Origin of the sequence: Hahella chejuensis KCTC 2396, assembly GCF_000012985.1 — a bacterium.
Classification (GTDB): Bacteria; Pseudomonadota; Gammaproteobacteria; order Pseudomonadales; family Oleiphilaceae; genus Hahella; species Hahella chejuensis.
Genome location: NC_007645.1, coordinates 2,626,303 through 2,652,265, shown reverse-complemented (window position 1 = coordinate 2,652,265; position 25,963 = coordinate 2,626,303). Strand labels below are relative to the sequence as shown.

At 52.2% G+C, this 25,963-nt stretch carries 16 protein-coding genes, 3 tRNA genes and 2 pseudogenes; 12 read left to right on the top strand and 9 right to left on the bottom strand.

Annotated elements, in window-relative coordinates; translation table 11 throughout:
* Positions 1–344: 344 nt before the first annotated feature.
* The 3 genes from HCH_RS34740 to HCH_RS11695 form a co-directional block, all read right to left on the bottom strand.
* A complete protein-coding gene (locus HCH_RS34740) occupies positions 345–9,161 on the bottom strand; it encodes a calcium-binding protein (RefSeq protein WP_274377839.1) in 8,817 nt (2,938 codons plus the stop codon).
* 1,637 nt (positions 9,162–10,798) lie between these two features.
* The gene (locus HCH_RS11700; protein WP_041598594.1) at positions 10,799–11,212 is read right to left on the bottom strand and encodes a hypothetical protein; all 414 of its coding nucleotides are present in this window, start codon (positions 11,210–11,212) and stop codon (positions 10,799–10,801) included.
* Positions 11,213–11,536: 324 nt separating this feature from the next.
* Positions 11,537–11,902, bottom strand: a complete 366-nt coding sequence (locus tag HCH_RS11695) for a hypothetical protein (protein WP_011396445.1) — start codon at positions 11,900–11,902, stop codon at positions 11,537–11,539.
* Positions 11,903–12,182: 280 nt separating this feature from the next.
* On the opposite strand from HCH_RS11695, the pseudogene HCH_RS33070 reads away from it, so the two are divergent.
* Positions 12,183–13,160: pseudogene (locus HCH_RS33070) on the top strand (IS3 family transposase); the annotation flags it as partial.
* A 27-nt stretch (positions 13,161–13,187) separates the two neighbouring features.
* Here HCH_RS33070 and HCH_RS11675 read toward each other — a convergent pair.
* Entirely contained in the window at positions 13,188–13,745 is a 558-nt protein-coding gene (locus tag HCH_RS11675; RefSeq protein WP_011396441.1) for an HD domain-containing protein, read from the bottom strand.
* 198 nt (positions 13,746–13,943) lie between these two features.
* Positions 13,944–14,726 (bottom strand): substrate-binding periplasmic protein, encoded by a 783-nt coding sequence (locus HCH_RS11670; protein WP_011396440.1) that lies wholly within the window; start codon positions 14,724–14,726, stop codon positions 13,944–13,946.
* Positions 14,727–14,880: 154 nt separating this feature from the next.
* Between HCH_RS11670 and HCH_RS34735 the strand changes: the two are divergent.
* Positions 14,881–15,132: pseudogene (locus HCH_RS34735) on the top strand (transposase); the annotation flags it as partial.
* Positions 15,133–15,143: 11 nt separating this feature from the next.
* Here the strand turns inward: HCH_RS34735 and HCH_RS33660 are convergent.
* Entirely contained in the window at positions 15,144–15,428 is a 285-nt protein-coding gene (locus HCH_RS33660; protein WP_148212547.1) for a hypothetical protein, read from the bottom strand.
* Positions 15,429–15,535: 107 nt separating this feature from the next.
* Positions 15,536–15,838 (bottom strand): DUF6342 family protein, encoded by a 303-nt coding sequence (locus HCH_RS11660; protein WP_041599468.1) that lies wholly within the window; start codon positions 15,836–15,838, stop codon positions 15,536–15,538.
* A gap of 289 nt (positions 15,839–16,127) precedes the next feature.
* Between HCH_RS11660 and HCH_RS33065 the strand changes: the two genes are divergently transcribed.
* The 3 genes from HCH_RS33065 (at position 16,128) to HCH_RS33450 (ending at position 17,294) form a co-directional block, all read left to right on the top strand.
* Entirely contained in the window at positions 16,128–16,412 is a 285-nt protein-coding gene (locus HCH_RS33065) for a helix-turn-helix transcriptional regulator (protein ID WP_041598592.1), read from the top strand.
* Positions 16,413–16,416: 4 nt separating this feature from the next.
* Positions 16,417–16,932, top strand: a complete 516-nt coding sequence (locus HCH_RS11650) for a hypothetical protein (protein ID WP_041598591.1) — start codon at positions 16,417–16,419, stop codon at positions 16,930–16,932.
* A 98-nt stretch (positions 16,933–17,030) separates the two neighbouring features.
* The gene (locus HCH_RS33450; protein WP_041598590.1) at positions 17,031–17,294 is read left to right on the top strand and encodes a hypothetical protein; all 264 of its coding nucleotides are present in this window, start codon (positions 17,031–17,033) and stop codon (positions 17,292–17,294) included.
* A gap of 101 nt (positions 17,295–17,395) precedes the next feature.
* On the opposite strand, the gene HCH_RS33060 is transcribed toward HCH_RS33450, so the two are convergent.
* Positions 17,396–18,218 (bottom strand): IS5-like element ISHch3 family transposase gene (locus HCH_RS33060; RefSeq protein WP_085944396.1). Its coding sequence is split into 2 segments (ribosomal slippage): positions 17,396–17,894 and positions 17,893–18,218, totalling 825 coding nucleotides; the frame shifts between segments, so codons are not numbered across the junction.
* A gap of 626 nt (positions 18,219–18,844) precedes the next feature.
* Here HCH_RS33060 and HCH_RS11635 point away from each other — a divergent pair.
* The 7 genes from HCH_RS11635 to HCH_RS11605 all read left to right on the top strand — a co-directional run bounded on the left by HCH_RS11635 (position 18,845) and on the right by HCH_RS11605 (position 23,843).
* A tRNA-Gly gene (locus HCH_RS11635) sits at positions 18,845–18,920 on the top strand.
* Positions 18,921–18,976: 56 nt separating this feature from the next.
* Positions 18,977–19,050: transfer RNA gene (locus tag HCH_RS11630), tRNA-Cys, on the top strand.
* Between the two features lie 26 nt (positions 19,051–19,076).
* A tRNA-Leu gene (locus HCH_RS11625) sits at positions 19,077–19,164 on the top strand.
* 534 nt (positions 19,165–19,698) lie between these two features.
* Positions 19,699–21,453 carry a thiamine pyrophosphate-binding protein gene (locus HCH_RS11620; protein WP_011396434.1) on the top strand — a complete coding sequence of 585 codons (1,755 nt, stop codon included), beginning with the start codon at positions 19,699–19,701 and terminating at the stop codon, positions 21,451–21,453.
* Positions 21,413–22,243: a citryl-CoA lyase gene (locus tag HCH_RS11615; RefSeq protein ID WP_011396433.1), complete on the top strand. Its 831-nt coding sequence runs from the start codon at positions 21,413–21,415 to the stop codon at positions 22,241–22,243. Before HCH_RS11620 ends, HCH_RS11615 begins: the two co-directional genes overlap by 41 nt.
* Complete coding sequence (locus HCH_RS11610) at positions 22,240–23,031, top strand: citrate/2-methylcitrate synthase (RefSeq protein WP_011396432.1); 792 nt, start codon at positions 22,240–22,242, stop codon at positions 23,029–23,031. The genes HCH_RS11615 and HCH_RS11610 overlap by 4 nt, the downstream gene beginning before the upstream one ends.
* A 56-nt stretch (positions 23,032–23,087) precedes the next feature.
* Positions 23,088–23,843: an SDR family oxidoreductase gene (locus tag HCH_RS11605; protein ID WP_011396431.1), complete on the top strand. Its 756-nt coding sequence runs from the start codon at positions 23,088–23,090 to the stop codon at positions 23,841–23,843.
* An 11-nt stretch (positions 23,844–23,854) separates the two neighbouring features.
* On the opposite strand, the gene HCH_RS11600 is transcribed toward HCH_RS11605, so the two are convergent.
* Positions 23,855–25,936 (bottom strand): TonB-dependent receptor plug domain-containing protein, encoded by a 2,082-nt coding sequence (locus HCH_RS11600; RefSeq protein WP_011396430.1) that lies wholly within the window; start codon positions 25,934–25,936, stop codon positions 23,855–23,857.
* Positions 25,937–25,963 lie beyond the last annotated feature (27 nt).

The following is a 25,963-nucleotide window of genomic DNA, read 5'->3' as shown; positions in this document are numbered from 1 at the left end:
AAAAAGCACTATTGCTCATGCCAGCACAAGAACATAGATAGCGTTCCCCGCGCAGCAAGGAAGTTGTGGCTGCGTTAATCTGTAAAGGCAACTCATCCATTGAGGAAACTTCGGCGAAGATCGTAATTAAAGGCGATAGTGAGGATGGCGATAGTGAGGATTCAGTTGCGGCAGCCGCGTTTAACTGCGGCGGCTCCTACGACAATGACGATGTCACAGGGGAAAGCCATTATATTAATCAGACGCATAAACAAACCGCGGCGTTGCGCCGCGGTTTTATCATAGCAATGCTGGAGGCGTTCGACGTCAGGGGCAAACTCAGCCGCCCCCTCCGTCTTAAGCCATTAAGCGCTTTGCCAGGACGCGGCGATCGCCGCGTTCACCTGACTCTGCTGCTCTTCAGACAGCGTGATTTCACCACCGACCGGCGCGTCGAATGCGGCCATCGCCGACACCAACTGCTCGATCCGCCCTGCATCAATCACTGCATCGTCAGTGCGCACCATTTCCAGTTGCTGCGAATTATCCGCAAACCAGCTCTGAACCCGCACTTGGTCCTGCGATCCCAGCAGGTCCATCACCAGATCCTCGCCATCGCGTGAGAACCAAAGGTTCTGCTCGTCCACGCCCGCAGCGAACTGCAGTTGATCCTCACCTGCTCCCGCGTAGTCGTTGATAGTGTCGCGACCATCGCCGGCGGCGAAGTGGTAGGTGTCATTTCCAGCTCCGCCAATCAGGTAGTCATCGCCGCGTCCGCCGGTGAGATGATCATCTCCCGCGCCGCCGTCGATGAGGTCGCCGTCAGAGGAGCCGAATATCACGTCCGCGCCCGCTTCCGCGATCGTCACTGTGCCAAACCCGCGCTCGTCAGGTAGTCCGGAATAATTCGGAGAGCCGTCCGAATCAGGATTGCTCATCCCGAACACGCCAAAGATCTGGTCACCGGTGATTTGGCCGCCGCTGGCGAACTCAATACGGTCGATCGCATGGTCGCCGCCCTTGAAGAAGTTCTTCAAGGTGACGGAATCCGATCCGCCGCTCACATTTAGCGTCAAGTGATCGCCGTTACGCTGCAGCCCACTGGAAACCTGGCCAAAGCTGATTCCCTCAAAGCGCAGGGTGTCGAAGCCGCCGCCGGTGTTGTCGATGACGTCCTTGCCGCCGCCAGCGTTGAACACATAGACATCGTCGCCGCGTCCGCCGATCAGCAAATCATCGCCTTTGCCGCCATTGAGAGTGTCGTTACCGTTGAAACCGCGAACCAGATCGCGACCGTCTCCCGCCGTCAAGGCGCTGTCGCCATTCTGCGTGCCGTCCACTGTTTGGTCGTAGACGCTGGCGGCGGGTATGGACAGGCCGAACACGCCAAAGATCTGCTGCGCCGAAATCTGGCCGCCGGTTTCGAACTCGATGTTTTCCACCAAAGCGTCGCCACCCAGGAAGAAATCCGTCAACGTGACCTGACCGCCGCCACTGACTTTCAGTACCAGATCATTGCCTGCCTTAGTCAGACCGGAAGACACCTGTCCGAACGTGATGCCGCCGCCAAAGCGCAGCGTATCCACGCCGGCGGCGTCGCGCAGCACATCCTGACCGCCGGTGTAGACATAGACATCGTCGCCGACGCCGCCCAACAGGAGATCGTCGCCCGCACCGCCGGACAATGTGTCGTCGCCGGAGCCGCCAATCAGGGTGTCGTCAGCGTCGGAGCCATTGATCACGTCGTCTTCGCCCAGTTGCGGCTGCGGTGTCTCTCCGTCGCCGTTTCCTGAGTCTCCGCCGTTGTTGTCAGTTCCACCATTGTTGTCAGTACCGCCATTATCACCGCCGGTATCGGTTCCACCTCCATTGTCCGTTCCGTCGCCGTTATCGCCGCCAGAGCCGTCAGGCATTGGCGTCAGCATACCGACCAGGCTGCTGGCTCTGATGGCGTTGCCGCCGTCAGTCGGCTGAACATAGGCGATAGCGTGTTCGCCGCCCAGGAAGTGATCTTTGACTCGCACTTGTTGCGCCAGATCGCCGTCGACCAGGATCACCAGGTCGTCGCCGTCCTGGTGGTAGCTGAGACGAGAACGGTTCAGTCCATCCAGGAAGAACACCCAATCGGAACCGCCGCCGCTGGCGTCAATCACGTCAACGCCTTGTCCGGCCTTGTAGTAGTAGTGATCGTCCCCGGCGCCGCCAAACAGCAGATCATCGCCGTCTTCACCTACCAGCACGTCATTGCCGTCTCCGCCGATAATCACATCGTTGCCAGATCCAACGCCGCTACCGTTGCCGCCGTAGAGGTGGTCGCCGCCATCGCCGCCTTCAATGCGGTCATCGCCGCCGAACGCGAAGATTGTATCGCCGCCGCCCAGCCCTCGGATCAGGTTCTTGCCGTTGGTGCCAGCAATCTGTTCACCGGCTTCCGTGCCTTCCATGACGTTGTCGTACTCGCCATTGGAACCGCCGTCGTCAGGGTCGCCACCCGCCGCCAGCTTGTTAATGTTGGCGGTATTAATCATGGAGGAGCCATCCGGCTGCACCCAGTCAATGGCGAAATCGCCGCCCTTGAAGTGGTCTTTGACCCTCACGCTGTCATTGACGCCGTCATCAATGGCGATCAATAAATCATCGCCGTCGCGACTGAACGTCAGTCGGCTTTCGTTCAGTCCGCCCACAAAGAGCACGCCGTCGAAACCGCCGTCGCCATTAAAGATCACGTCATGACCGTCGCCCGGGCCATAGACGTATTTATCGTCGCCCTCACCTCCGGTCAGTTCATCGTCGCCGGCGTCGCCGCTCAACTGATCGTTTCCGGCGCCGCCGAACACCTTGTCATTACCGGCTCCAGCTTCGAAGTAATCCTTGTCAGCGCCGCCATCCAGCAAGTCATCGCCGGCGCCGCCGAAAAGGCTGTCTTCGCCGTCCTGGCCATATAGCTCATCAGCGCCTTCGTTACCTTGCAGGCTGTCGTCGCCGAGGCCGCCTTCCAGATAGTCGTCGCCAATGCGACCCACCAGGTTGTCGTCGCCTTCGCCGCCAAACAAACGGTCGTCGCCTTCGTCGCCATCGAGGTAATCCACCCCGGCGTCGCCGTAGATGGCGTCGTTTCCTTGCCGGCCCCAGACTTTATCATCGCCGCCGCCCGCATGGATTTCATCGTTCAGGTCGCGATATCCGGTCAGGGTTTCGCCCGCATCGGTTCCCAGCGTCACCGTTCGCGCTTCAACGTCCGCGTCAGTGAGAACGACGCCATCTGCGAACTGGAACTGATTAACCTTGAAATGATCAGTGGAACCCAGATACCAGTTCTTGATGGTGACCCCATCCGCGCCATTGCTATGCTCGATAATCAGATCGTTACTGCGACGCGTGAATGACAGGTCGGACGCCTCAACGCCTTCACCGAACTTCAGAATATCGGAAGACGGCTCAACGTTGTTGAACGCCTCGCCTTCTCTGCGCTCAATCAGGGTGTCACGGCCGTCGCCCAGGTTGAACAGATAGGTGTCGTCGCCAAATGAGCCGTACAGGGTGTCATTGCCGGCTCCACCCGCCAGGGTGTTCGTCGTGTCCGTCCAGGTATTAGTGTTGGCGATCAGCACATCGTCGCCAGCGCCGCCCAACAGGGTGTCGGAACCCTGGCCTCGCAGTTCGTCATTACCGTCGCCGCCGTCCAGCGTTCCCTGGCCTTCCAGCAAGTCTTCGCCTTCGCCGCCAAACAGTTGGCCGGAGCCGTACAGTTCATCCTTACCGGCGCCGCCGTAAAGTTCGTCCTGACCGCCATCGCCATACAGCTTGTCATCGCCGGCGTCGCCGTTCAGTACGTCATCGCCGGAGCCGCCGTGCAACATGTCATTACCTTCGCCGCCGGACAGAACATCAGCATCGCTATCGCCAAACAGCTCATCGTTACCGAGACCGCCGGACAATTGATCCTGGCCGTCGCCGCCATGCAGCGTATCCGCGCCCACTTCGCCCGACAGCTCATCGCTTCCAGAACCGCCAAACAAGGTGTCGTTTCCATCGCCGCCAAATAAGCGATCTTCGCCCGCGCCGCCGTCGAGTCGGTCCGCGCCCAGGCCGCCTTTAAGCAGATCTGCGCCGCCTTCTCCGTATAGTTCGTCATCGCCAGCGCCGCCATCGACCTCATCATCACCCTCGCCGGCGCGAACCTTGTCGTTTCCGTCCAGCGTATTGATGATTTCGCCGTTACTGAAGCCCTGAATCACGTCCGCATCCGCACTGCCGACAACCGCCTGCGCCATCAATGCAGTGAAATCCCAGGTCACGCCATCGCTGAACGTCACGCTTTCCACACTGGAAGCCGCTGGCGTCAATTGCTCGCCAAGATACTGGCCAGTGATCGTGACTTGATCATCGCTACCGGGAACGCTAATCACCAAGTTGCCGCCTTCACGACGCACGCGTACGGCAGTCGAGGCAACATCGGTGAACTCAATGCGATCCGTCCCGTTGGCGTCGGTGATGACGTCTTTGCCATCGCCACGGGAGAAGCGATAGAGGTCGTCGCCCAGGCCGCCCGCCAGCTTGTCGTCGCCAGCGTCGCCGGCCAGCACGTCATTGCCGGCCCCGCCTTGCAAGTCGTCCGCGCCAGCGCCACCGGACAGGCTATCAGCGCCATCATTACCCAGTAATGTGTCCGCGCCTCCGGCGCCGCTCAGGATGTCGTCCGTGCTGTAGCCGATCAGCGTTTCATCGCCGTCGCCGCCGATCAACGCCATATCCAGCAGGGTTTCTTTATCCCAGACGGTTCCATCCGCAAAGCGTACTTCATCGATGGCGTAGCCGGTGGTCCCTTCGTTGCGGAAGAAGTCATGCACCAGCACTTGATCGCCTGAGCCGTAATCCAGCTGCAGGTTATTACTGGTGCGGGAAACTCGGACGTCCGCAGAGGCCACACTGGCGTCGAAGACCACAGCGTCAACGCCGCTGCTGTCATTGTTGTTAATGACATCTTTACCGTCTCCTAAGGAGAACAGATAGGTATCGGCGCCTTCGCCGCCAGTCAGGGTATCGTCACCCACGCCGCCGTTCAGCGTATCGTCGCCATGGCCGCCCAAAAGCTGGTCATTGCCGGCGCCGCCAAGCAGTTCGTCATTACCGCGATCGCCATTGAGCAAATCGTTGCCCTGCAAGCCGTCAATACGGTTATCGTTCAGATCGCCGTAGATCACGTCCGCCTTCTCTGTGGCCTCCATGGACTTCGCATTGATATCTTCCGCGGAAAACAAATGCGACAAACCAGAACCCGGCAGGAAGAAGCCGATGCTGCGTCCAGCGATGCCGCCAAAATCTGGGTAATAGTCACGAATGGTGATCTTGTCGGTATCGGTCTGTTTGAACAATACATCCAGGTGGCGACCATTACGTCGGAAGATCACGTCATCCAGTTCGATCTCAGAGACATAGATGGTGATTTTTCCATTGTTATCGTAAATGGAGTCCTTCCCATCGCCCTTGGTGAAGTAATAATTATCGTCGCCGGCGCCGCCTTCCAGATGGTCGTCGCCGACGCCGCCAATGAGGTCATCATCACCGTCGCCGCCATAGAGGGTGTCATTGCCTTCTTGCCCGAACAGGCGGTCATTATCGGCGCCGCCATACAGTGAGTCTTCGCCCAGTCCGCCCTGTAGTTCATCCTGGCCGTTCTCGCCGTACAGCCTATCTTCGCCTTCCTGACCCAGAATGATGTCGTCGCCGTCTTTGCCATAAAGCACATCATTGCCTTTCAGGCCGTTCAGCACGTCGTTAGTGGAGAAGCCATAGATGGTATCGCTATCGTCGGTGGGCTGAATGGCGCGCTTTTTCAGCTCGTCCAGGTCCAGTTCCGAGCCGTCGTCAAAACGAATATGGCTCAACGCGTATTCGCCAAGACCATCGTTTTCGAAATATCGGCTGACGGTGACTCGATCCTGCATATTCTTGTGGAACAGCACCAGGGAATCGCCGCTGCGGCGCACCCAGAAATCATCTTTGCTGATGCCCGGTCCGAATTGCAGCGTGTTAATGTCGGAACCACTATGATTGCGGTCGATGATAGTGTCGGCCCCATCACCCAGATTGAAGTGGAAGGTATCGCTGCCTGCGCCGCCATCAAGGCTGTCGTCGCCTTTGCCGCCAGTCAGCACATCATCGCCTTCATCCCCATAGAGCTTGTCCGCGCCATCGCCAGCGTCGATAACGTCATTGCCTTTCTGGCCCCGGATGACGTCATTGCCCGCCAGGCCGGTCAGGTTGTCATCAGTGGCGTCATAGCCCCAGATTTCATCCTGGCCTTCGGTAGGAATCAGCACCTTCGACTTAACTGTGTCGATATCCCAAAGGGTTCCATCTGCAAATTCGATGAATTCCAAGGCATATCCTGTAGAGGCGTCTTTATTGAAGTAGTTATTGATTCGAACGGTTTGCGCGCCCTCATCAATGCTGACCAGAAGGTCCCAGCCACGACGCAGCAATACGGTATTTTCCGCCAGGATGCCTGCGCCAAAGACCACACGGTCCACCACTGTTTCAGAATATTCTTCCGAGATTGTGTCATGGCCGTCGCCTTTAGCGATTTGATAAATATCCTTACCTGCGCCGCCGTATAAGCGGTCATTATCTTTGCCTCCGACCAGCACATCATCGCCTTTATCGCCGCTGAGAGTGTCGAGGCCCTCGCCGCCGTACAACTTATCGTCGCCATCACCGCCACTGAGACTGTCTGCACCGGCATCGCCGCTCAATGTATCCGCGCCAGCCTGGCCATACAGCGAGTCATTACCGCTCAACCCTTTCAGGTTATCGTCAACGGCGTCGTAACCCCAAAGCTCATCAGCGCCGTCAGTGGGAACCTGTACTTTCTGCTTAACCGTAGCGATATCCCAGACGGTTCCATCTGCAAACTCAATCAAATCCACCGCGTAGCCCGTAGCGCCATCTTCATTGAAGTAGCTGCTGACGCGAATAACCTGACCATCTTCGCCAATATGCACCAGCAAATCGCGACCATTACGCGTCAGGCGCACGTCACTCTGGGCAATGCTGGCGTCGAGGTAAATCCGGTCCTCGCCCGCTGCATTGGAATTGTTGATGACGTCTCTGCCGTCCCCCGCGCTGAATTCATAGCGGTCATCGCCTTCACCGCCTTGCAGGTTGTCGTCGCCGACGCCGCCGACGATGCGATCTGAGCCTTTGCCGCCAGTCAGCGTGTCACTGCCTTCACGACCTTCCAGTACATCATCGCCGCCATTGCCGTTCAGACGGTCTGCGCCTGCGGAACCAATAATGTAGGAGTGGCCTTCCGAGCCGGAATAGTTGTTATTCCAAATGCTGACGTCCTGCAGCGCGCCGGTCAGCAAATCATGAAACACGGAGGCGTTTTCATGGCCCTGCAACTGGGCTGCGACTGCATTTTCATCAATATTCAACTGCGTGCGGAATGCGCTGTACACCTGCGCAAGCAACGCAGCGTCGTCTTTGGAGCTAACATTTTTGGCGTACTCAGCCAGAGACGCCTGCAGTTTTTCCCCGTCAGTCACCATCATTTTGTTACTGCTGATGGAATACAACGCGCCGGAAAAAGCGTCCGCCAGCACAGACTGCGCCAAAAAGCGATTGGCGAAGTGCATGCTCAAAGCATGGAAACGCTCGTTCAGGTAACTGGTATTGATGCGGCTCACATAGGGCGACTTGCCTTCTGCGAACTGGCTTTCTATGGTTTCCTTGAACTGGGATAGGCCAGAGAAGCTTTCCAGAATCCACAATTTTTCCGGCGTAGACAGAGGCTTGCTGGTATCCAGACCCGCCTGCTCCCGCAGTGCGGTCAGTCCTGACCAGTCCGCGAGCACTTTTTCAAAGTTGTCGTAGACGGTTTTAGCGTCGGAATTAGCCAACGATTGCACCAAAGCCAAGGTAGTTTCGTTCTGTGCATAAACCGTTTGTAAATCTTTGACGCTGCCGAAACCTCGCAGGAGCGGCAGTTGAATGCCTCGCTGCAACAAATCCTGCAATACACTTTGGTTCAGAGTGTGGGAACCGGGGTCTTTGGTGATGCGGTTGTCCAATTGCAGGTCGAATGCGGCGGCGTACGCCTCTTCACCGTTACGGATAATCGAACCTTCTGCAATGATGCGGTTGCCGTTGCTGTCTTTATCGACCGTTTCATGGTCGAGCTTGATCGCTTCAATCCCCAGGTCTTGTAAAGAGTGCAGCTCGCCTTCCTGACTCAGACCATCCTGGTTAGTGTCAGTCCATACCTGCAGTTTGGAATAGATGGCGTCCTTAGCGTCGATCACGCCGTCTTCATTCTCATCGCCAGCGACTCGCAGAGCTTCAAATCCATCTACATTCGCGCCGCCGAACAGCTCGTTGATATCATCAATGGAGCCATTCTCGTTCAAGTCATTGACCAGCAGGCCATCCCGCGCGTTGATCCAGCCGACCCTTTCAGCGATGCCATCGCTGTCGATATCGAAATAAGTAGTGGAAGCCGCGAGGGCGGAGGTTTCGACCGCGCCGCTGTTATCCAAGTCAAACGCCAGCGGATCACGTCGCACAACAGAGTTATCAGGATCATGCTCGGGCGGCTCCTCCGGCTCTTCCTCGGTTTCCAAACGAATGCCGAGATCGCCGTTGGAGAAATCGTTGATGGTCAGGCCGCCGTTGATGGTAAGCACCGATCCATTCAATTCATAAGTAAAGCGGCCGTCTTTACTCTTATAAATATTCTCCGGATCATCTTCTTTGCGAGTTCCACCCACAAGCGTAGTGTCTTCCAGTTTGACGGTTCCTTTGCCGTCAGAATCTTTCAGCGTATCGGAACTATCCGAGACATAGGTGTCGAAACCTTCTCCGCCTTCGAGGGTGTCGGAGCCATCGCCGCCTTCCAAATAATCAATGCCCTCTCCTCCAGACAGAGAATCATTGCCAGCATTGCCAAACAGGTAGTCATCACCCTCTCCACCGGAGTACGTATCATTACCAGTACCACTGAAATAAAATTCACGTGTGGGACTTAAGCCCCCATCCAGGCCGTCCAGTGTAAGCTCATACCGCTCTTTCCCCATATCGTCAACAAAGTGCCAATCACCGCCAACATGAGTGAAGCCACCGAATAACGCAAAGTCCAAAACTCCATCTGTATCACCGGACTCTATATAAAGGGTATTCATCGTCAAAAATCTGGCTCTAACCTTAAGCCATTCGTCTGAAATACTTCCTAAGCCTGTTTTAGGGTCATATAAATCTAAAATTCCATCAACATTATGTTTTTTATAGTCTGCACCTTCAACGATAAAAGGGTTTAGTTTTACTAATGCATATCGCCAAGCTTCACTACTCATAGCTTTGGCTATCACTTCATTAGCGTCCGCATTTAGTAGCTGAACACTGTTCCCAATAGATTCAAAGGTCAATGCTTGCAAAGCTGTCTCTGGGGCCTTTGAATAGTCCGGGCCAAATAATAACTCAGAATATCTCTTTACAATTTCACTTTTATATTCATCACTCAACTCATTTAGCCATGTATGAAATTCGACGGCATATTCACCTCCAAAATATCCACCGACTAAAGCGCTCAGGCCTATGACTGCAATTGCATATGGGCCAGATAGTTCCGCGATGCCAACCACTAACCCACCAACTATGGCTCCGATCTTAAACCCTACCTCCGATCCAGCAGTCTCAATCGCAAACTCTTCCATTATCTGGCGAGCTTTCTCATGGTCCCCTGCCTCAATCGCAACACCAACTTCCGCCGCCACCAATCCACTTGCTGCTAAACCACCAACGAACCCTACACACTTAAGTATTTTCCCTCCAAACTTGAGTCCAGTCTCCTTAAGTGTTGTCCAGTTTCCAGATATAACGTCCTTAACATCAGGCGACGCTTTTTCTAAAAACTCTCGATAATGCTGCAGTTGCTCTTCATTCCAGATTAATATATTCCCATCCGGAACAATAACATCGACACCGTCGATATTTTTTATTAGAAGACGACTCTCAGAATCTTTTATTTTATTAGTTATCTCCTTCCAGTTTTCAATATACTTTTTATCATAGTTCGGCTCAGTGTGAGTATCCCCCTTTGTGATCCCGGTAAATAATCCTGATGCCCCATATATAGCTATCGAATTAGAAGTCACAGCTCTTTTAACTGCATCTAGACCCTGAGAGGCATCTAAGTCAATGAGCTCTTTTATAGATACGCCATCAACTTTAAAATTTCTGCCCTTACCACTTTCAAGTAGCGCAGGAAGCTCTGCAACGGAAAATACGCTCGTTTCTTTTGGCAGCTCAGGGAAAACTAGAGTAAAGTCCCCGTCTGCCTCACTAACGAATTTTGCACAAGCTACATCAAACAGGCTATTATTTATCCTTCTGGCACCGGAAAGATCTGTTCCATAGAGGAGAACATTCATCTTTTCCTTAAAAGCCTTATTTTGACTTTCACTCAGATCCTTAACTAATGGATCATTAAACAACTCCTTCTTAATAGCATACTCAATAGCATTATTTACTACGCCATTATTCGCGAGCTTCCCAATATGGCTTTGCGAAAGGACCAGTGCCTCACCTTCATTCCTCATAGCATACATTACATTATATGCGGCCTCACCATTTGGCATAGTGCCACTATAAAGTAAATAGGGCTTACCCTCAGCACCGACCTTATCGACAATCTCCCCTGAAGTTTTCCCAACTATATCCATTATTTCTTCAATAGATAATGGATCAGCCTTACCAGCCCTAACATCCCTATTTATTTTTTTTATTATTTCCTTCGCTTCCTCGAATCCAAAGCTCATTGCTACTCTCCTTTAAAACTCATCGTTCGACCTAGCTCATCGATCGCTTTTATTACCACCTGTTCCACTATCTCTCGATCCTCAATATTTTCTATATACACCAAGGACTCCAGAGTTGAAGCATTTCGATAAAGACTCTTCACCTCATATAAACCACCTCTATAGAACAACACAAACACCGTTATTTCTGGCATCCCCGGATCTAGCTGAACAAGCCAAGAATCATTTTCTCTATCTACAACCCAATAATCTCCTTCGTATATCTCACCCAAAGGCGTCGCATACGTGGAAGATTGTCTTGGCAAAGCGCCCCTGGTTATCATCCTTCCACCTTTAGAATCCCCTCGATGATTTAAAATAGTATCTTGTATCATCAAACAGTCTTCTGTCGTAAGATCTTCTTGCAAGTAGTTCATTATAAATACCTCATTCTTAACGGGACAAAATTACAACCAAATAATTCTCTTTCAACACAAAAAGAAGATAAAATTATACTTATATATAAAAAACATATATCGACACATACAACACTACAAAGTCATTCCATAAAATTTAGACTTCACCTTAAAGCAGTATAGGTTTGGGTTTCGTCTATTTCAGAAAATCATGCTTAGCCTGTCGTCTTTTTCACTTTATTAAATATGCCAAAACGACCATTACTGCCTAAAAACTTCTGCGCTAGGGGTCCCGATGACCAATAACATGACTAGAAACCGATATATTCGCCGCCATCTAGTACCTTATCTACATTGTCTACGCGCCAAATTCCTAGCCGTCCCTGACTTCTCCCTCCCTGGCCTGACCCAGGCGATGTCGCAGGTAGAGTCGGCGGTCATCTGTTTATCTCGTTGGTTATCGGAGGTGAAGCCGCTTCGGGTGGGAAATCCGGGGTTATTTCTGGGTGTGTCGAACATGTGATAGACGGTGACCGCGTTGGATTTGCCGTAAAGGTAGTCTTGCGCCAGTTTGTCCGCGCCGCGGGCGTCTCCGATAACAAAGCTGGCTTGGTTTTCCAGCGCCTGGTCAATAGCGGGTGCGTAGTGTTGCTCGAACTCTTGTGGAGTAAGATCGAGATGACCGCTTATAAAATAAACAGCCTTATCCATGCATAACGTCTCCTTGTGAGTAGCAGATTCAAAAGGCTTCCAAGCTCTTTCAACAGGGCGACGATTTAGCGTGCTCCATGCCGGCGGGAAGATTCCTTGTTACGGGAGATTCTGCCAAGTTAGTTAAAATTTGAAAAGCGATTAAGCATCATTTTTCATGATAATCAGGGGCATAGCTCATATTTTTTAAACCATGAAAGGTAGCCGGCATGGTCCTGCCCACCAATGATAGACACCCTGTTAAGCGAGTAAACTACGCTACTAAGGTGAACTATGAGCAAACAGAAACTCCAAATCTCGCCAACGTTATTCCGACGAGTACAAGGAGGAAGCCCTGGCGTTAGCTCTACGTATCGGCGTGAGCGCCGCTGCAAGGCAATTAGGTCTCCACGAGTCACAACTTTCCAATTGGCGCCATAAGGAGCGACTGACTCAGGAGCGAGGGGAAACAGAGCCACAGTTAGCGCAGGAAAACGCCCGCCTGAAGCGTCAGTTGGCTGACCAGACGAAAGAGCTTGCCGTGTTAAAAAAAACCGCAGCGTACTTCGCCAAATACGTGAAGTGAAGAAAGCTAAAAAAGCGTAGGGGTTACTCCGGCTGACCAAAGACTTGGCGCAACTGGGAGTCCAGGCGAACTGTAAAATGGTGACCAAGAGCATGCCACGCCAGGGTTTGAGAGTAAAGGTGGCCAGAAAATTTAAAGCCACCACTTATTCCGGGCATAATCTGCCCGTGGCGGAAAATCTTCTTCAGCAGGATTTTAAGGCGACAGCCATTAATCAGAAGTGGGCGGGCGACATCACCTATTTGTGGACGAAAGAAGGCTGGCTGTATCTGGCGGTAGTGTTGGACTTGTTCAGCCGTCAGATCATAGGATGGGCGATGAGTCCGCGCATGAAGTCAGAGCTGGTGTGCGACGCCTTGCGCATGGCGTTGTGGCGTCGACATCAACCCAAGGGGGTGATCGTCCACTCAGATCGAGGCTCCCAGTATTGCTTAGAAGCCTATGACGCTGATCCAGGCGCATAGGCTTCGCTGCAGCATGAGTGGCAAAGGCAATTGCTATGACAATGCCTGTGTAGAAAGCATCTTTCACTCCCTGAAAGTTGAGTCGATTCACGGGGAGCGGTATGCAACCCTGCAAGAAATGCGCGAAGCGATGTTTGAATATATTGAAGTGGATTACAATCGGGCCCGGCTACACAGAACAAATGGGTATCTCAGCCCAAAGAGTTATGAAACATCGAAAATCGCTTAATGACGCGTCTCATCTTTGTGGAGAGAATCATGAGATGCCTTGCTCACCGTTTCTTAACAATCGATAGACTTCCCGCTCAGCGTAATACTCGTTGGTGATGTTTTGCGCTCTTTGATAGAGACTGCAGTCTCCTTCGCTCAGCACTTCCAGCAGGAGTTTTTTCTCCCGCATATAATCTTTGGCGAACCATCGATCATGTTGAATGATATTGGTTGAGTTGCTGATCAAATCAGCCAGTTTTATGGTCTTCGCGCGGGGAGAAGCTTTAGCGAGATGCTGTCTGTCGATTTCCTTGCGTGTTCGGCGATTGCCGTCCTGCGGCCGGCTGATATCGGTAACCTCCTCTACTAATTGCGCGACGGAAGGACCGAAGAACTCCAGGATCATAGCATGTGTGACTTGAGTATCTTCAACAACGTCATGCAGGTAAGCGGCGGCGATCATCTCCTCGTCGTCGGTTACCGAGGCAACCATTGCAGCCACCTCGGTTGGATGTACGATGTAGGGTTCATCGGTGTAACGCCTTCGTTGACCGATCGCGGCGTGGGCGGCGCTGGCGAATAGTTTCGCCCTTTCGACAAGCATGAGATCAAACCTCGTTTCATAGGTGTAGAGCCGAGTTATGATGCAGCATCCACCTCCTTCCGCTCAATACCTGAACAAACTTGAGGAATTTGTGGTCGACGGATAAGTCAGAGGTCTGATTTATAGCGCTCACTGAGACGCCTTGCGAACGCCAAAGCTTGTGGCCAACGTTGTTAGACCAAAGACCTTTTAGTCAGCTCAATGTAAATATCGGTGAGTGATTTCTTCTATGGCCCCCGCCTCCAAAATATGCGCAAGAGCCTGCGAAAACTCATCTTTTTTGCTGTGAAAAAAAGATTTTTTAGATATGGCGAAATACAAATCAACGCTATTACCGGGACGATACTCCGCTTTCTCAAACTGACCTTTATAGGGTGACTGAGCGATTTCATAATCCGCCTGGCAGTCTGTCCCGACAATTGCAGTCAAACGCAAGCGCCCCAACATTTCCACCAGCTGCTTTTCGGTGCTGACGCCGACCTTATTGATCCGTTCATCGTCATCGAAAGCCTGAAAATAAGCGGAACCTGTGACGATGCCAACATCAATGCGATAAAGGTCTTCATAATCCTGAACTATCTCACCCCGCCCTTTTCTGACATAGAACACCGTTGAACAGCTGTAGTAAGCCGGCTCCAGATAATCCATATACAATGCCCTGTCAGGCCTTAACGCCAAACCGCTCATAGCGTCTACGGAGCCGTCCTCCATCATTTTCAAGCAACGCACCCACGGACAGCGTACATAATCGATATCGAGCTTCAATTCGTTCGCGAGCCGCGCCCACAAGTCAAAATCGATCCCGCTGTAACCCTCCTCCTCGTCCAAAATACGAAAAGGCGGCCAGGCGTCTATGGCGACGCGAATCTCGGTTTTACTTTGCGCGGCGTCAGGGGTATCGACAGAGTTAGCCGCCAAGGGCGCAATGCTCCACACCAGCAACAACAGCGCGCCAATACAACGCAATGAAACAAGCGTCATTCGACAACTCCAGGCGTAAAAAAACGAATGGAGACAACCATGCGGCGACTACCGCCCCGATGATCAGATTTCTGGAAACATCTTTAGTATAGTTCAATTGCCGAACGAGCCTATCTCCCCCAAAGCAGGCGTTGCGCCGACAAAAGCCAGGGGGCTTGATGTGGCGTTTAAAGAGGACGACTCGCGGCATCGCATGGGACACAGCGCGGAGAATTTAGCGGTGTTGAGACATATAGCGTTGAATTTACTGAAGAATGAGAAGACGGACAAAGGCGGGATAAAAACTAAGAGGCTACGTGCCGGCTGGGACCACGGTTACTTAAAAAAGGCTCTATCGGGGCTGGCTGTTTTGCAGCCACATAGTGCGATTTGCCTGGACCGCAGCCTACACTCCTATTTTATATAAGCTGGACAGGACTACTTATTATGACTTGGCTTATGGGAGTACTTCTCAAGTTCGACTATTCTCTTTATAACTTCTGAATAATCTATCTCATTGCTACATTTTTGCTGCTGCTCTATTCTAATGGCGTAAGCTGTCATAATCCTATTAAATGGTGTAGTTACATCCAAGCCAATCTGTCTAATTGAAAAACTAAGCGCTAACAATATAGAACAGAATGCCCATGCCCAACGAGGCATATAACCTAAAGCTTTGTTAGTAAATTCAGTATCATTAACTTTTGATGACTTAGAAACCATATTAAAACCAACAGGACGAGAGTTTTTAATAAACCGCAGCCTACGACAAAATTATATTACTATCGCAGGCTGCGACTCTATCTTTCTACAAAGTAGATTCTACCGAATCAATCGTATGAAAGATTGTTCTGCATCTCCATCAGCCGGCCGGAAATGCTCAGATTTCCCTGAGAATCAAGGACACCGATAACTTTCTTCATACACCCATAATGAGTGGTAAAGAAAATCTTGTCGGCTTCTTGACTGGTGGAATAGTTCGTATTCACGCACAGCTCAATGCTCACCGGCGAGCTAATCAAAACATCCTTTTTCGGACTACTCGGATATTTCTGATTTTGACGCAGTCTGACTCGTCCATGAGTATCTCCTTCATCCCAGTCTGTCGCAAGGCCAAGATCTAAATCAGGCATATTATTCACCATTTAAATTAGTTAAATAATCCTCATCAAATATATTGAGGAGTTTTTGTTAGCCAGTATCCGTGCTAACGATTCCAATAATAATCAGGATTTTTTTTCCAACCACAGCATATCCGCCTTAAAAATCTTAGTCATGCTCATAATTCAATTTCCGAATTCAAATGTGAGCAACAGACCAAAAGCAAAACCTCAACGCAAAGTCAATAGCGTATCTGCTTTTCAAAGTATTTTATCCGACATATAAGATCCAGCTTAGTCACATAGGGAAAGAGATTGAGCGATGGACAACGTCATTAACTTTATAGAGGTATGCAGCTCAGAAGAATTTGGCCATAGCTGCAGAAGAATTAGATACATAAATAATATATCTCAAGAGAAACTAGCTCTAGAAATAGGGGTTAGCACTTCGACAATTCAAAGAATTGAAAACGGAAGGATGGCGCCATCAATTGACTTGGTGTGCAAAATAGCTAAAGGACATGGAATGAAAGTAATAATTGTTAGTTCAGACATATCAAAAATTTATTCAGACCATATTATACCCTCCTCAATACCACAAGGTTAAACATATGAGAAAAGCACAAATAGCACTTCTGATTAGCGCATTTTCGTTAACCCCTTTAAGTTGTTCAAGCATACCAGAAGAGGCCATAACGCTAAATCAAGAAATATTAAAAGAAGTTGGAGTAATACACGACATAAATAAATCTTTAACAGATTCATTCTTCAACTCAAAGATAGAAAAAATAGAGGAAATAGAAAACTCCTCCATAAGAAGTTATATAGCATTAGTATCTTCAGAACTAGAAACCAATCCATTGCAAAGCTTCGGCCATCAAGAATTAGAATCATTCTACGATGGCATAAAATCAATACATGATTCGAGCAATATAAAAAAATCCGAGATAGTCAACCAAAGAGAGGCATCAAAAAAATCGTTAGATGAACACTTCAAGTTAATTTCCGAAGCCAGCACTGCTATTACCAAGATTCTATCTTCACAAGCAAAAATCGAATACAACAGCCTAAACATACTTAAAAACCTAACTTCCCCCCTCTCCCCGATCAACATTACACAGGAGTAATATCACTTCATAGAAATAGCACAAACCACAACCACAACCACAACCACAACCACAACCACAACCACAACCACAACCACAACAAATTGGATACAATCATCATGAAAAAATCATTAAATGATATAATAGAAACCGCATCGCAGGAATCATTGTCTGATTTTTGCAACAAAGCATCCAAAGTCGTAAGACTTACTAATGAGGAAATAGCTGAAATTATCCCCGACGGTATTGAACATAAGCGGTTTGCAGAGTTAATTCAAATTGTGAACGATACCTCAGCATCCAATCAGGAGAAAGCAGATAAAATTAGAAATGTTGCAGGTTATGCAGAGATTGTCGCCAACCTGCTAACGAAGCTAATTTAGCCACTCATTTTAAAGTGAGTGCATTTCTGTTAGTGGCGCCTTAGATGCAATAGGGCTGCATCGACCCAGGCAACGCCAGACTTAGTAACTATCTCATAACCTCATTGACGCCCCTGTAGCCGCCACATCCGCCGAAACCATAACAGACCACATGCCAATTGCAGCAATCCCAGATAGTTGCTGTCCTTTTTGTCATAGCGAATCAGTAACGCACGGCACTTAGACAGCCAACCAAACGTGCGCTCCACTACCCAACGCCGGGGCTTTCCACTTGGATGACGGTCCGCTGGCTGCGCCTCCTCGCCAATTCGGCAGATATGCGGTATGTAGTCATGCCGGGCTGCCACGTCTTCGCTCGCCACATTGTCATACCCCTTATCCAGGCATAAATGCTGCCGCGCCTCCACCGTTGGAGCCGGACGCTCTACCACAATCGACTCCAGCGTCGCTTCCAGCAGCTTATGGTCGTTGACATTGGCTCCGGCGATGACGAGTCCCAAGGGGCCTCCCTCGGCTTCCACCAGCAGGCTTTTCTTGGTTCCCTTCTTGCCTCGGTCTGTCGGGTTCGGCCCCACATTCTCCCCCCCCAAAGCGGGCTTTCCCCAGCCAGCCGTCCGCACTTTGCCATTCCCAGTCCACCCCTTCCAGTTCCTGGCAGTCTCGCAATAGACTCGCCCAGATCTTCTCCATCACGCCGTTTTTACTCCAGCGCTGAAACCAGCGATGGACCGTGGCGTCATCCCCAAATCGGCGGGGCAACTGGTTCCACTGACAGCCTGAACGCATCCGAAAAATAATCCCGTTCAAATAGCCCCTCCAGTTGCCGATGGGGCGGCCACCCTTGGCGCTGGGTTGCCAGTCTTCTTTTAAAATGGGTTCGATTCGTAGCCATAGCTCGTCCGGTACTTCCCATAGAGTGTCCAGGGTTTCGATTTACTGGACGGGGCGCTTGAGTCCTTTTGTGACATGACGTTTCCTTATCAGAGAAGTGGCGCCTCAGTGAACCGGCAAAGGTTAAAAAATTCAAGTGGGGGTTATGAGATAGTTACTTAACCAATAAGTGCTGCACTTATTGGTTGAATCCAAGACCGCTCGTTCCAACTGTCCGAGCTCTCCGGCCAACCGGGGGAAACGATGACCAAAGCACGAGACAACTTTGCACCATTCATCAGGGTTATTATTAATCAGGCAGACAAATAGCTTCCTTCTATTTGTCTGCGCCGACAGGGCCTGCACATGTCAGGCCCTGTCTCCCGCGGCTAGCCGCCGCGCTGGCCTAACACCAGTCTGCAGTTCGTCCATTTGGCGTTCTTGGTCTTGTTACTCAGAAGATCGTGAACACGTTCTTAGAAAAGTGTCCGATGGGGTTTGGGATACTGTGAGCTGGCCCAAAAAATGGACTATCTGGACGGGAAATATCCATAAATTCATTTTTTCTTATTTTTCTTTAAATACATTGCAGGTTCAGGCTTGACAGGTTCGGCTAAAAACGTAAACTAAGCGCCACTCCAGCAGAGAGGCGCGAAAAGCTCACTGCTCAAGAGTGATATGCGGGAATAGCTCAGTTGGTAGAGCACAACCTTGCCAAGGTTGGGGTCGCGAGTTCGAGTCTCGTTTCCCGCTCCAAGATTTCCGAAACCCCGACAAGCTCGGGGTTTTTAGCTCTAGAAGTCTTGATTATAGGCGCGGTGGCAGAGTGGTCATGCAGCGGACTGCAACTCCGTGTACGCCGGTTCGATTCCGACCCGCGCCTCCATGTTTTCTCCGGCAAATGCCTCCCTCGCCCGGGTGGCGAAATTGGTAGACGCAAGGGACTTAAAATCCCTCGGTATTTGATACCGTGCCGGTTCGACCCCGGCCCCGGGCACCAAATTTATCCTTATAAATCAGCCTGTTACAGCGTTTCGAAATTTATTTCGCTCAACCAAAATTCGGCAAAGTATCAACGCAATTTTTTCCACCCTCAAAGCGTTGGCTAGGTGTCGACACCAGCCTGCCTCTAAAAAATCCATCATTTGTTGTCCCAAAGCTTGAGATCTTCTCACGGCCGCTGGCGATTTTTGTTCATGTCATACCCAAGCGCCACTTCTGGTTCACATAAAACCCCTGGTAGGTTAGCGATAAGGCGTAGCTGGGAGTCGCCCTCCGTGTGAGGGCGTTCCCCCAGCGCTTGCCCTCATCTTAACGTCAGTGTTGCTCCATGTTTCCTATGGCCCAGACCGAAAAGTAATTACATTTTATCTATATGGGGCCATTTTTCTCCAAAAAAGCAACAATCGTCCGATGAGACTAGTCCGTATTCTTCTTGTTTTTCAATGCTTTACATTTAGACCCTATCTTTTCCGGTCATCTTACCCAAGAATTCGCGCTCAAAATTTATACATGTCCGAAAAGGTATCAAAGCATGATCGAGAATGGTGATTTGATACTCCACTATCTGGAACGATTGGGAGTGAAGTACGTATTCGGTGTGCCAGGAGGCAGTATTGAACCACTTTATAACGCCCTCGCCCGCAGCGAGCGCCGGGGCGGACCAAAGGCGGTGTTGGCGAGACACGAATCCGGAGCGGCCTTCATGGCGGACGGGTATGCAAGAGCGACAGGCAAACTTGGGGTGTGCATTTCCACTTCAGGCCCTGGCGCCACCAACCTGCTGACCGGCGTGGCCAACGCCTATGCCGACGGCATCCCCATGCTGGTGATAACCGCGCAGCCGTCTATCGAGCGTTTCGGTTTAGGCGCTTTTCAGGAAGGCTCCTGCACAGGCATCAACACCGTCAGCATCTTTGATAGCTGCACCCGTTTCAACACCCTGGTGTCGCATCCCGCCCAGTTGGAGCACAAGCTGTTGATGGCCATTGGCTACGCGCTCAGTAACCAGCCAGGCCCGGTGCATTTGAGCGTTCCTCTGGACATTATGCGCGCGAAATCTCCCGATCCGGCGGGCAACTTAAACATGCGTGCGTTTATAAACCATGAAGTCGTGCCCAGCGCCGAGTCCGTGCATCGATTACTGAAAGAACTCGCCTATGTGCAGAAGGCCACTCTGGTAATAGGAGAAGGCTGCGCAGGCGCCATGGAGCCCCTGCTCGCCCTGGCGGAATCCCGCAACTGGTTGATCGTCACTACGCCCATGGGCAAAGGACTGGTGTCGGAATATCATCCTTTATATAGAGGCGTTTTCGGTCTTGGCGGGCATGAGAGCGCTCGCGACGCCTTGCATCCCGACAATGCGGAGCGCGTCATCGTCATTGGCTCCGCGCTGGATGAAGTCACGACCGGCGGCTGGGACCCCAACGCGATCTTCTCCAATCGCTTGATCCACTTGTCCGGCAACCCCGACCATCTCAGTCGTTCGGTCATGTCGAGGCTGTCGATACTGGGCTCGCCACGTTTACTGCTGGAGCCCTTCGCAAAATACCTGAAACATGCAGCGCCGCGTAAACAGAAGTACTTGCCCGGCGCTGACGGCTTCCCCAAACACGTCAAATACGCAGACAAAGAAGCCTGCCTTGACGTGGAAGCGCCTGTCAAACCGCAGGCGCTGTATTGGGCGCTAAGCCAGGCTTGCCCTCGCAACACACCCGTATTGATGGATACCGGCAATAGTTTCCTGTGGGGCGTGCATTACTGGCGCACCAATCCGCCCTTGTCAGATTCGACTAAACTGTTCCACATAGGCATGGGATTCGCGACCATGGGCTGGGCTATCGGAGCCGCGGTCGGCATGGCGCTCGCCAGACCGGATACGCCTGTCATTTGTTTCACCGGCGACGGCAGCATGCTGATGAGCGGTCAGGAGATCACTGTCGCGCGGGAGCTGGATTTGAACATTCTGTTCATCGTTCTGAACGACAGCCACCTGGGTATGATCAAACACGGCCAACGTCTGGGCCGGGCGGAGGATATCGCCAATCGACTGCCGCAGGTGGATTTCGCCGCCATGGCCAAAGCGGCGGGCTTACCCTCGCAACGCATCACCCGGCTCAAAGAGCTGGATGACATCGGCGTCGACAGCCTTTTCTCCAAACCCGGCCCATTCGTTCTGGATGTGGTCGTCGACAGCGAGCAAGTTCCCCCCATGCGCCAACGCACCAAAGTTCTGACAGGAGGCAATCATGAGCAGCAAGTACGGATACCAGACGAAAGTCTGGTCTGAAGAACCAGAAGCCGACAACCCTTTCGCCGCGCACTCCGCCCTTTGCTACGGCTACGATGTCTACGGCGACATCCTGACCAGGGCGAGCTGGTTCGAATACCTGTATCTGTTGTTCAGAGGCGAAAAACCCAACACGGATCAGGCGCGATTACTGGAAAAACTGGCGATCGCCCTCGCCAACCCAGGTCCCCGCGAGGCCAGCGTGCGCGCGGCGATGAACGGCGGCGTTGGCGGCTGTCCGCACGCCGCTTCGCTGATGGCGTCCCTGGCCGTCGGTGCGGGCCAGTATGGCGGCGGACATGAAGTCTACATTTTGATGCAGCTTTGGCGGGAATGCGGAACCGATATGGCGCAATGGCGAGCCCGCCTCCCCTCCCCGGTCAGCGATACACGGGAGGATATATGGCGGCCCATGGAGCACGCCCCCGGTTTCGATCCCAACGGCGAGAGCTGTCCAAAGCCAGTGCGTCAGGTGCTGGAAGCGCTGGCGGAAATTCCTTGCGCTATTACCGTACGCTGGCTTGCGCAACATCGCCAGGAACTGGAAGCCGCCGCAGACGCGCCGCTGTCACTGTCCGGTGTGGCCGCCGCAGCATTGCACGATCTGGCTATGAACGAGCACGCCGCGGTCATGTTGTACTTGATGCTGCGTTTACCCGGCGCCGCCGCACACGCCATTGAGCAACGAGATCTGGGTTGGAAAATGTTCCCCTTCTACGGAGAGCACATCCAGTTGACGGATGACCCCGGCCCCTTCGAACTACCCAATGCAGAGGAGCTTGGGCTATGAGCAACAAACATCTGCGCCAACAGGAAACCGCCCACGAAACCGCGATGGGCAAAGCGTTTTTGTGCGAACGAGTGGTGTTTCGCGGTAAAGACCTGCATCAGGAGTTAAGTGAGCGCGACTGGTTTTCACTTTATCTCTACTCCATCACCGGCAAATTCTACACACCGGAACAGATGCGCATGCTGAATTACATCTGGGTATGCACCAGCTACCCGGACCCGAGCATCTGGCCCAACCATGTCGCAGAACTGGCTGGCAACGTGCGCAGCACGCCGTCGCTATCTTTGATGAGCGGACTGTCCATTTCCGAAGCGTCCATTTACGGCAGAAGACCGGACCGCCGCGCCATCGACTTTCTGCAGCGCACCCGCAAAGCCCTGGACGCCGGCGAGGAACTATCGGGCCTGATCAACGCTGCGTTGAAAAAATACCGCGTCATCTACGGCTACGGCCGCCCCTTGGCGCGTCTGGATGAACGCGTATTGCATCTGGTCAAAAAGGCCCGTGACCTGGGCTTCGCTGATGGCCCTCACTTCACTCTGGCGCTGGAGATCTACCATTATCTCAAAAAGAACAAGCGCCTGACGATCAACGTCGCCGCCCTGGCTGCAGCCATCGGCGCGGATTTCGGCATGTCGCCGGAGGAGTACCAGCTTTATCTGACGCCCTGCTTTATCGCCGGCATGGTCCCCTGCTATCTCGACGGCGCGGCCAAGCCCGAGGGCAGCGTTTTCCCCATGCGCTGTGAGTCCATTCAGTATTCCGGGCCGGAGAGGCGTAGTTGGTGAGGCCAACCTCCATTAGACGCAAATAGACTCATTTATACATTTAAGAGGGTTACTCCATGAAGCTGGATGGAAAAGTGGTGATGGTCACGGGCGCCAGTTCCGGTATCGGAAGGACAACGGCAATCAAGCTGGCGAACTACGGCGCCAAAGTAGCGGTTATCGCACGCAGATCGAGAGAGTCCGAAGACACGGTGCGACATATCACTGAAGCCGGGGGACAGGCCATCAGCATCCCCGCGGACGTTTCTTCGGAAAGCGATATCAAAAACGCGCTCGCTCAAATTATTGAGACGTTCGGTAAGTTGGACGGCGCTTTTAACAATGCGGGAGCGGCGGAACCCGTCGGACCGTTGACAGAGTTGTCCGAACAGGAATGGGACAGAGTCTTCAGCATCAATACCAAAGGCGCCTGGTTGTGCATGAAACACCAGATCCCGGCCCTGTTAAGCAATAAGTCCGGGGCGATTGTAAATATGTCGTCCATTTATGGCCTGGTAGGCACGGGCATGGGATTGGCGGCGTATGTCGCCTCCAAGCACGCCATCATTGGTCTTACAAAAGCCGCGTCTCTAGAATACGCCGCGCGCAATATTCGCATCAATGCGATATGTCCCGGCTGGATTCCCACTCCCGGCAACGAGCAGGCTTTGAGCAATCCCGAGGTCATGGCTTTCGCTCAATCTCTGCACCCGCAGGGACGTCTGGGTACGCAACAGGAAGTCGCAGAAGCGGTATGTTGGATGCTGTCGGATTCCGCGTCTTATTTAAACGGACAGACAATTTCTATTGATGGCGGCTATACCGCCCAATAATCCTTTCTTTCCTAAAATCGATAGGAGACCTCTCCATACAGGCTGCGCCCCTCCAGGGGCAGGTCTCCTGGAATCGCCACCATTGGCCGGGAGGTGCTGGGCGCGTAGGCTTCCCGATCAAACACATTGCGGATGGAAAGCGCCATCTCCAGCCGATCCTCCAATGTCTTGCGTCTCACAGTGAAGTCCACCGTGGCGTAATCAGAGACAGGATCTCTACCGTCTCCATCCGCCCTCTTCTGTTCGCCAATCCAGTTAATCTGGGTGGATACGCTCGTGTTGGGGACAATCTTGTAATCAATACGCCCATAGGCCTGGTAGTTCGGCGCATCCCCCACGTCTTTGCCTGTTTCTTCATCTGTAGCGCGCTGGTAGGCGTAGTTCGCCGTCATTTTCAGCTCGTCGGAAACAGCGTAACTGACTTCAAACTCCCAGCCTCGCCCTTTACGGCTATTGGAATTAGCTAATTTTCCACCTTCGAAGTTAATGAAGTCTTCAATCTTGTAGTAAAACAAGTTTCCACTGTATTGCAGTTTTGCGGTAGGTTGATAGCTGACGGCAAACTCATAACTATCTATGGTTTCAGGATCTAAATCAGGATTGCCCAAAGTGACAGGATTAGAGATTGCATACAGCTCTACGAAGGACGGCGCGCGGAAAGCGCGCCCATAAAGCAGCTTGGTGGTAAGGGTATCCGTAGACGCCCAGACCAAGGCTATCCTTGGGTTGACGGTATCGCCAAAATCGGAATAGTGGTCATATCTGACGCCAGACGTCAGTTGCCAATTCTGAGTGAACTGCCATTCGTCCTGCAGAAATATGAAATAGCTGGTCCGATCTTTCTCGGGAAGCCACACGTTATTACTGTCCGAAAAGTCTTCAAATCCACCTGGATTTGGTTCTATCCCTCGAGAACCGAAAAGAAAGTTTTTCTTTTCCGTCGTTTCGTAGAGATCGCCCCAGAAATAGCCTATGCCCATGCGGATACGATGATCTTTCCAGCCTCTGAAAATAGAGGACAACTGAATTCTTGCGTGCTCTTCTTTATAGCCTGGCTCGGCCAATACCCTGTCCGGGAAGGCCCCGCCGAAAGTGGAAGGGAAAATTACAGAGGTTTCGGTGGGCTTCTGTCTGCCGAAGAAATAGGTCAGCTGAGTGGAGATTTCCCAGTTTTCAAACCAGTCCTGATTGGTATGCAGAAACTCCAAGGTCAGGCGATCGCTGGCGTATTCGCCTTCAGGGTCCAGCGCCTGCGCGACGCCTGCGCCCGTTTCAACGCCGTAACGCCCCTGGTAACCTACTCTGACCGTTACCTCCTTGTATGCCATATCCATGTGGAGTTCCGCCTGGCGGCGTCCCAGATTGACTTCCCCCGGAGCCAGAGAGTCATCAGGCGCCAGCAATGCCATAAAGTCTTCTTTTACTTCCTCTTTCTGCCCCCTTGTATCCATATACTCAAAGGTGACGCCCAGCTCAAGATCGCCAATGCGATCCCCATGCAGCATCCATGCGGAATAAGTATCAAAACTGCCTACGCGCGTTCCCGTCAGTGTTCCTTCCATTTCGCTGGCGGTTTTTGTAATGACGTTAATGACTCCCGCAAAGGCGTCGGCGCCGTATAAAGCGGAGCCCGGACCTCTGATTACTTCAATGCGACTGATGGACTTGACCGGCATTCCGCCCCATATGGTGTAGCGATTTCCGAAAGCCAGGGTGGTGAGCGGGGAGCCGTTAATCAACAATAGCGCCTGAGGGTTGTAATCCGACCCGGATATGCCTCGAAATGTATAAAGCGGAAAATAGGCTTGAAAAGACCTACCGACATGCAAACCCGGCACCGTCTCCAACACTTCATCGATATCCGTCGCCCCCATAGCCGCGATGTCTTCCGCGGTGATGACCGTGGTGACGGCGGCGGCCTTGTCCAAAGGGGTGATGGTGCCCGAGGCGATGCTGGTGACGCGGATTTGTCCCAGTTCTTCGGGGGATAGCGCCCAGAGGCTGTCTTCAAAGAGATTATCGTCTGTGGCGTACCCTGCCGAGGCGGCGAGAGCCAGACTTAACGCGCAAAACCTTCTAGTTGTTGTAATCATATGAGTCGTATCGCGTTTGATTGCTGC